Source organism: Tumidithrix elongata BACA0141 (genome assembly GCF_036349135.1).
Classification (GTDB): Bacteria; Cyanobacteriota; Cyanobacteriia; order Pseudanabaenales; family Pseudanabaenaceae; genus Tumidithrix; species Tumidithrix elongata.
This window is the reverse complement of sequence record NZ_JAZBJZ010000174.1, coordinates 1-7,506: the sequence shown is the minus strand read 5'-3', so window position 1 is coordinate 7,506 and position 7,506 is coordinate 1. Positions and strand designations below refer to the sequence as shown.

Genomic DNA, 7,506 nt, shown 5'->3' with positions numbered 1-7,506 from the left:
ATGATTCAAATCCTCCTAAAACGTCTTGCTTAACTTCTCAAACACTCTCTTAGTAGTAATCAATTAACCAGTTTGCCAAAGTCAATTGGACAACTCTCTAACCTGAAGGTGCTTTACCTCAGTAGCAATCGGCTTACAAGCCTGCCAGAGTCAATTGGACAACTCTCCAATCTGACCAAGCTTTCCCTCGGTGATAATCAATTAACAAGCCTGCCAGAGTCAATTGGACAGCTTTCTCATCTAATTGTCTTTTACCTCAATGACAATCAACTCACGAGCTTACCAGAGTGGATTGGAAACCTGAGCAACTTAACCGAGATTTCCCTTGGTGACAATCAATTAACGAGTCTGCCAAATGCGATTGGACAGCTCTCTGGGCTTAAAGTGCTTTATCTTTGGGGAAATCAATTGACTAGCCTACCTGAAATTGGGCAACTCTCTAATTTGACAGAACTTTACCTCAGTGGCAATCGACTGACGAGCCTACCAGACTCGATTGGAAAGCTCACCAACCTTGTGGTACTAGATATTATTAGCACTCTGTCTAGTTTGCCAGAATGGATTGGACAACTTACTAACCTGACAAAGCTTATTCTCAGTGGTAATCGACTGACGAACTTGCCAGACTCGATTGGAAAGCTTACCAATTTAACTAAACTTATCCTCAGTGATAATCAATTAACGAGTCTGCCAGAATCGATTGGACAACTTTCTAACTTGACAGAACTTTGCCTGTTTAACAATCAATTAACGAGTCTGCCAGAATCGATTGGACAACTCTCTGGGCTTAAAGTGCTTTATCTTTGGGGAAATCAATTAACGAGTTTGCCAGAATCAATTGGACAACTCTCTAACTTGACAGAACTCTCCCTTAAAGACAATTCATTGACAAGTCTACCAGTAATGGCTGGGCAATTCCCCAACCGAATAGAGAGTAACCTCTAATGGGGTACTCTATTTTTGTTTGAGATTAACTCAAGTTGAGAATTTCCGCTAGCTTTAGATAGCCGATTAAACAACCTGAGTACTGACAGTCTTTAAGAAAAGCGATCGCTTTCCATTCGTTCCTACTCACTGCTTCAAATACGCTGCCATCTTGAGTTGCGACTTCAGGTTCTATCCCCGTGACATCTGCCCAAAATAGATAGACAATCTCGTTAGACTGCGTACCTGTGATGTACTGACCAAGCGGCAAAAGTGTTTCAAGGCGATAGCCAGTTTCTTCCAATGTCTCGCGCACAGCACATTTCAAAGGATTTTCCCCCTCTTCCATGCCACCCGTGACAGGGCAGGGATGCAAACGCATTTCGTCATCAAGCGTAGGGTTATCGATACAGAGGGGCTGGAATCTGACCAATACTTCTAATTGGTTAAAGGGCGTTTCTTTCGCAGAATTCCCTTTTGTGCCATTCCCTTTTGTACTGCGCACCAAAAAGATTGCCACCGAATCTTTGCCTTTGCGTTCCAAGTAATAGAACTTTCTAGGGGTTTCTTTGATAGAGACCCATTTGGTACTAAAAATTGTCTTATCAATGGCCATTCACTTATCCCAATTTCAATTGAATTTGCAACAGTTCTAGATTTGAAACCTGCGTGAAAATATTTACCGATAACGCCAACTCCGTTGGCTGAGCGAAGTCATGGGAGCGAGCCTAATTCTTTTTAGCCAAGCCCAGCTTTTGTAAGATCGCCTCCTGTGCGGCGGGTTGTTGGCTGTAAGCAAATGCCCAAGGAACATTGGCAGGCAGGAGTGGCAACAATCGATCTAGATTGTAAGGGCTACCGTAAACCGCGATCGCTTTTAACTTCTGCTTTGATACTAGGGTCTGGATCAAGCTTTGGGTTTGACCGTGCATCTCGGCACTGCCCCGAAACGGATTGCCTCGACTAAAGATTTGCAAGAACACATTGGGAAGTTTCTCGATATGCAAATGGCTTAAGGCGTGACCATCTAGAACTAATCTTTGGCATCCATATTGATGGGGTAATGCAACAGCAGGCGATCGCGGGTGTAAAAATTCCTCGCAAGCAAGGGGATCGTCCACCAAAATCAAGTTCACCAGTTCATCCTTATCCTTTAACGAAGCACTCTCAAATCCTGAGGGATTGGGTACGTGAAAGCGAATGGAATGGGTTGCGATCGCTTCCGCAATTGCCAAATGTTCGGATTGAGCCACCGATGCTAAGCCTGTAGGCGCTTGGCAAACCCTTGCCTTTGCCTTCCAAATTCGCTCTACAGAAGCAAGTATGCGATCGCGGGGGATTTCACCTGACTCTACAGCTTTACAAACCGTATCGATTGTAAGGACTGGATCGATTGGCATGAGCAAGATATCGGCTCCTGCTTTGACCGCCTGCACAGCTACCTGTTCGGGCGTATAGCGATTGGCTACCCCTGCCATAATCAAGGCATCTGTAACCACCAGTCCCTCAAATTTCAACTCGTGGCGCAAAATACCCGTGAGAATGTGAGGCGAGAGCGTTGCTAGATTGTCTGAGTCCAGTGCAGGGGCGGAAATATGCGCGGTCATCACCGCATCGACGCCTGCGGCGATCGCATGGGCAAAGGGAGGCAGTTCCACTTGGTTAAACCGATCGCGATCGTGGGGAATCACGGGTGTATGTAAATGCGAATCGACTGCCGTATCGCCATGCCCTGGAAAATGTTTAACTGTAGTCAGGACAGGATAGGGTTTCGTACCTAAAATAAATGCCCTTGTCGCCCCCATCACCTCACCTGTGGTTTCGCCAAATGCGCGTATATTGATCACGGGGTTAGCAGGGTTGTTATTCACATCGGCTACGGGGGCAAATAGCCAATTGATCCCGATCGCAGCCGCTTCGATCGCCGTGATTTTGCCCATGGCTTCAGCATAGTCAGGCGAGACTGATTGCAATGCCATCGGTGGTGGAAACCAAGTCGCGCCTTTAAATCGCTGACCCACGCCTTCTTCAATATCGGCAGCAATTAAGAGGGGAAACTTTGCCCATGCCTGTAATTGTTGCGATCGCAGGTAGATCTCTGGCGCACTGCCACCCACTAAAATCACACCACCCACCCCATATTCGCCGAGTAGCGTTAAGAGCGATCGATTGGGAGATTCCCACTGTGGATATTGAATCTGATGATCGTAGAGATATCCACTCGCTCTAATCGTCACCATCTGAGCTACCAGCTCTTGCAATGAGAGCGAATTAATATCTGGCAGGGATTTCATTCAATTGGGTTAAGAAGAACACTTAAAATTTTAAGGCAATAGTCCACCGTCGGGGCAATCTCCCTAGGGTTGTTCTAAATCCCATAGGCAGGCACGGGGGCAATGCCCTTACGAGGGGGTGATTTTGTATTGAAAGTTTTCTAGCCTAGCCTAAAACTCTAAGTCAAAATCTTTACGGGTCAGGGGCTGGGGAATTTCTAAACCTTCACCACCCAGATAGGCTAGGGGCTTGCCTTCTACCGATAAATATAGTTTGGCAGTGGGATCGAGACTCGTCGCTGTATAGAGAATCTGGATCACCCGTCCTTGCATACTTGAGGTACCACCACCCGATTTAAATTCCTTCGACAAATTTAAGCGAATGTCTTTGCCGCTTACAGAAAAGTCCAAAATTCTGGTGTTTTTAGGAATTGAGCTGTATAAATTCGCTTCTTTGGTAGGCTCAGCCAACATTTTAACTAAAGCTTCTTTTAGAGCAGCTTCGGTATTGGCGGCTTTAATCGCGATCGGTACAGCTACGAGTTTATTTTGCTTGGACTTAATCCAATAGACGGAAACCTGTTGCTCGATCGCTTGGGGTGCAGTGGTTGGTGCCACCTGAGTCACGACGGGGGGCTTTGTTGTAGGAGGCTGCTGAGACAAGCTGCCCACGATCGCTGCCGTACTCGCACCGCCAATTACAGCTACAGCCGCCAACCCCAGCCAAACTTTGTTTTGTAGTGCAGGTATTCTCATATAATTCTCCCCTTAGTAACAATCAGGCGCGTTTGGGTCGATTTAGTTAAGGTAAGTAGATCGATGCCAAAACTATATAGATCTATTGACGTAATTGGCAGGTATTTAGCTCCTAAATCGTTAGACTTTTTTGAAAACTAATATCCTCTTTTCCTATTATCCTAGAATGCTACAAGATCTGAGACTACTCTATATAAGCCAGCTTACTCACGATGTCTAATTCCCCGTTTCTAATTCGTGCCGTCACAAGAGCAGATGTCCCCAATCTATTTGACTTGATTAAAGCCTTGGCTGAGTATGAAAAGCTAAGTCATGCTGTGACGGGTGATGTCAAAGCATTAGAACATGACTTGTTTTGCGAAAAGCCTTGTATTGAAGCAATTGTGGCAGAGTGCGATCGTAAGCCCGTGGGATTTGCCCTATTCTTTACCAACTACTCCACGTTCCTCACCAAATCAGGAATTTATCTCGAAGATTTGTTTGTTTTACCTGACTATCGTGGCAGAAGCATTGGTAAGGCCCTGATTGTCCAAGTTGCCAAAATTGCTTTGGAACGAGGTTGTGGTCGGCTTGAATGGGCAGTTTTAGATTGGAATTTACCCGCGATCGCATTCTACGAGCGCATGGGTGCAGATATTTTAACCGATTGGCGAATTTGCCGCGTTACAGGCGAATCTCTCCAAGAATTTGCCCAGAAATCCTGATTCGATATTCGATCTAGTCATGCTTTGCAAATTGGGGGGTTTATAACACGATCAGTTTGCGTCGAACGGCCTCCATACAGAGCGCAACACGAGTGCTGGTGTCGTTTTCATCAAGAAAATCGATTCCCAACTTTGCCTTTAAACGCTGTACGGAATTCTGAGCGGTTTTTAAGGAGATATTCATGCGTTGGGCGATCGCTTTATCAGTGAGAGCTTCCCGACCTAACAAATTTAGAACTTGCATCTCGCGTTCGTCTAGATCGATATCGTGGCGCAGTTCTCTGGGGATCTCTAGTTTGCCCTCCAGGGCATGTTTGACTCCATCTAAATAGGCTTTGCGCCGTTCGAGTTTGCTGACCACAACAAATCCACCTTTGTGGCGACCGAGCAATTTACTCAGGGGTTTTAAATACCTGTACTCGCTCGTATAAATCAGAATATTCAACATCGGGTAGCCCTGAAAAATCTGTCGTAACAGTTCTAAACAGGGTTGCGCGGATTGTTCGCCTGTCGATGTCCCAAATAGCAGATCGACAATAATTAGGTCGGGGATCTCTAGTTTGAGTCGTTCTAGCGCCTCAGCAGGCGCGTGAGCTATCTCACAAATCGCTTCTGGATGAAGTTTTTGTAAAAATAGGCAATTGTTTTGAGCGACTTCGGGATGATCTTCGAGGATCAAAAATAGAGATGGTCGAGAATCCATAATCTCCAAGCCAAATTGGGATTAGGTCTTTATCATAATCCTAAAAGATATCTAAAGAGAAGCTTATTTTTGCATAAATTTACAGTTAATTATCCAAAACAGTCAAGTTTCGATTAAATTTCGATTAATTAAAGGCATTTTCCCAAGAAAGTTGCACGCGTAGGCCTCCCTCCGTTAGCGCGACGCACTCAAATAAGCCATCGGGTAGCTCTGTTGCGATCGTTGCCATAAATTTCATGCCATAGCCTCCCTGCATTCTCAAATTTGTTGGACTCTCAAAGGTCTTGGGGGCTAGTTGAGAACCATCATTCTCGATCGCTAGCGTACAGTACCTATCTTGCTGGTTCAGACTGACCTTAACCTGAGTAGCCTTGCCATGGGGTGGTTGAGCGTGGAGCATGACATTGGTAATTGCCTCCACAAAAAAACGATAAATATCCTCGCGAGCGGCTAACCAAAGGCTATTGAGTTCGGGTTCTTCTAAGGGCTGAATGTCTTGAATGACCCTGAGGGTAAGTTCTCTAGAATTAGTGAGTTGGTGTAGTTTCGCTTCTATGCCAGCAGCCAATCCTGCTTTTAATTTGGGCGTGAGTTCCAGCGAGATCGCACGGGTTTGATTTAACTGTTGACGCAGGTGCTGCCCCATGTTTGCCAATCGATCTAAGATAGGGTCGAGTTTGGATGCCGTTCCGTTTAATTGCAACATTTCTAGGCGATCCATCACAAGTTTTAGCTCTTGGAGTGGCCCTTGGTGAATATTGGCGGCAAGGCGATGTAGCGTTTTTTGGGCTTGAGCGAGAATGGCTGCTTGTTCGATGTTGTGTAAGCGATCGATTTCGCATTGTTGCTGGTAGATCAGATCTTTTTGGATACCCAAGCGTAAGGAAATAAATACAGATATTGCGGTTGCGCCCCAAACGCAGAGGGGGAAGGGTACGGGTAGAATCCAGCCTTGGCTAAATAGCAGCAACCCGAGCAGACCAAACCCACCCAGCCCAAAGACTGGACTGAGCCAATAGCGGTATCGTCTTCTCAAATTCCTATTCAGTTTCCCATAGATAATCCATGCCGCGATCGCGACACCACCCCAAACAATGAGAGCGTTTTGAATCCATAATGGCACGATGCGATAAAAGGAGTTGGTCAGCAAACTTGCCAGCAAATTGGCTTGCAGCTCGACCGCAGGCATGAGTTCGTCAAACGGCGATCGAACTGCAAAGGCATCGGGGTTAGAAGTGTCTGTAAAGCCGATCAAAACGATTTTATTGCGAACCTGTGCCAACAATGGACTATCGCTTAAAATTGATTCTGCCTTGAGTCTAGGGAAGGTTCCCGTTGCTCCCCAGAAACGAATCTGAATAGGAGATAGGGAAGGAATCTGCTCTTGAGATTTGGAATTGAATTTTTTGAGGCTGAGTAGAGTGGCGGAGTCGAGAGTTTCAGTAAGGTCTAAATTATGGGAGAGCGTGAATTCTCCCGATAGATTTGCTTGACGCGCTGTACTAGCAGAACTTAGTGGATGTTTGGCTTCTGGCTCGAATTCGGAAAATCCTACAATCGATCTGGGTGAAAACAGAGGGTTCCCTTTATCGGTCGAGGGAAGGAAATATTCGTAACTCCGCCATTCTGTGTGATTTGACTGACTGGCACTGGAAGTGGGAATGACAACGACGATCCGCGAAGCATTCTCTTGAACTAAGGTTTTGATGGGATGATTGACATGGTCTGAAGTCTGCACCCAGTTGGGCATTAAGTTAAGAACGACGACCGATGCACCTGCGTCGAGGAGACGCTTGACTAATGAGGTATAAACCATCGGCTCTTTATCTATTCCCCAACTTTTCAAGTCTGAATCGCTAATGGCGACGAGCAAAATTTCTGGGGGAGTCGTGCTGGGACGGCTCAGATGGATAAAGCGATCCTGTAGTGACAGGTCGAGTTGTTGAACGAGAGGAAGATCGAAGAGAATTAGACTCCACAAAAGGCTCCAGCCTATTCCCAGCCAGAGGGCAGTGCGTTGCCATGCTTTGCGGAGTGCCATTGTTTTCTATAGAACCGATTTGACATCTTTTATAATGGCGAATAAAGACTCTACAATCCTCTAATCTAGTCGCTATGGCATATTCAAGCAGTCTGACTGACGCAG

The 7,506-nt window shown here is 45.9% G+C and carries 6 protein-coding genes and 1 pseudogene; 2 read left to right on the top strand and 5 right to left on the bottom strand.

The annotated features are described in order from the left end of the window. Positions 1-60 precede the first annotated feature (60 nt). Positions 61-945: pseudogene (locus V2H45_RS24155) on the top strand (leucine-rich repeat domain-containing protein); the annotation flags it as partial. A 25-nt stretch (positions 946-970) separates the two neighbouring features. Here the strand turns inward: V2H45_RS24155 and V2H45_RS24150 are convergent. The 3 genes from V2H45_RS24150 to V2H45_RS24140 all read right to left on the bottom strand — a co-directional run bounded on the left by V2H45_RS24150 (position 971) and on the right by V2H45_RS24140 (position 3,953). Then, positions 971-1,540, bottom strand: a complete 570-nt coding sequence (locus V2H45_RS24150) for an NUDIX domain-containing protein (RefSeq protein ID WP_330486253.1) — start codon at positions 1,538-1,540, stop codon at positions 971-973. Between the two features lie 112 nt (positions 1,541-1,652). After that, on the bottom strand, positions 1,653-3,218 hold the full coding sequence (locus V2H45_RS24145; protein WP_330486252.1) for a glycoside hydrolase family 3 N-terminal domain-containing protein: 1,566 nt from the start codon (positions 3,216-3,218) through the stop codon (positions 1,653-1,655). A gap of 150 nt (positions 3,219-3,368) precedes the next feature. Further along, positions 3,369-3,953 (bottom strand): GerMN domain-containing protein, encoded by a 585-nt coding sequence (locus tag V2H45_RS24140; protein ID WP_330486251.1) that lies wholly within the window; start codon positions 3,951-3,953, stop codon positions 3,369-3,371. A gap of 212 nt (positions 3,954-4,165) precedes the next feature. Here V2H45_RS24140 and V2H45_RS24135 point away from each other — a divergent pair, with 212 nt between their 5' ends. Continuing rightward, complete coding sequence (locus tag V2H45_RS24135; protein ID WP_330486250.1) at positions 4,166-4,657, top strand: GNAT family N-acetyltransferase; 492 nt, start codon at positions 4,166-4,168, stop codon at positions 4,655-4,657. A gap of 40 nt (positions 4,658-4,697) precedes the next feature. Here V2H45_RS24135 and V2H45_RS24130 read toward each other — a convergent pair whose 3' ends face one another. After that, positions 4,698-5,360, bottom strand: a complete 663-nt coding sequence (locus V2H45_RS24130; RefSeq protein ID WP_330486249.1) for a response regulator transcription factor — start codon at positions 5,358-5,360, stop codon at positions 4,698-4,700. Positions 5,361-5,484: 124 nt separating this feature from the next. Further along, the gene (locus V2H45_RS24125) at positions 5,485-7,401 is read right to left on the bottom strand and encodes a CHASE2 domain-containing protein (RefSeq protein ID WP_330486248.1); all 1,917 of its coding nucleotides are present in this window, start codon (positions 7,399-7,401) and stop codon (positions 5,485-5,487) included. Between the last annotated feature and the right edge of the window lie 105 nt (positions 7,402-7,506).